At 39.6% G+C, this 485-nt stretch carries 1 protein-coding gene and 1 pseudogene; one reads left to right on the top strand and one right to left on the bottom strand.

Annotation, left to right across the window (positions count from 1 at the left end; translation table 11 throughout):
* Window positions 1-97 (bottom strand): IS1 family transposase (locus Xsto_RS21295; protein WP_339955557.1); only part of this gene is annotated, 97 nt, incomplete at its 3' end.
* Window positions 98-162: 65 nt separating this feature from the next.
* On the opposite strand from Xsto_RS21295, the pseudogene Xsto_RS20890 reads away from it, so the two are divergent.
* Window positions 163-390 (top strand): annotated as a pseudogene (locus tag Xsto_RS20890) (type I restriction endonuclease); the annotation flags it as partial.
* Between the last annotated feature and the right edge of the window lie 95 nt (window positions 391-485).

Here is a 485-nt window from a genome sequence, read left to right as displayed (position 1 = left end):
AGCAGTGATAGCGAGGATGTCCAGTACGTCCTTTTCCATGCCCTTTAACCTCGTTTGTTTTATGACAGTAACGACAAATCACATCCACTTTAGCCATATCTCACCCAGAATAAAAAGTAGGGAGTTTATCACAAGATCTAATCATTGGGAGCATGACCGGTTAATGTGCGTGAGCAGTTGCAGATACTGAATCATGTTAATTTTTCAGAAAGTGAGTGGCAACGCTTTGTTGAACAGTACTTAGATAAACCCAACGATAGCAGCATAGATAAAACCAGTAAAATTCATAATGATTATATTCACGACTTTGTTTTTGATGATGGACATATTGAGAACATCTATCTTGTGGACAAGAAGAACATTGCCCGAAATAAAGTACAAGTCATTAGGGTCTGTTGACGTTTTGTGTTCATCATTTATTCTGACCACATGGGTAGCCAGACGATGATAAAGGCCAGTGCCACCATACTGGCATAATTCCGTGC

Source organism: Xenorhabdus stockiae, assembly GCF_002632825.1.
GTDB lineage: Bacteria > Pseudomonadota > Gammaproteobacteria > Enterobacterales > Enterobacteriaceae > Xenorhabdus > Xenorhabdus stockiae.
The sequence above is the reverse complement of the archived record's forward strand: the minus strand, read 5'-3'. Positions and strand labels throughout refer to the sequence as shown.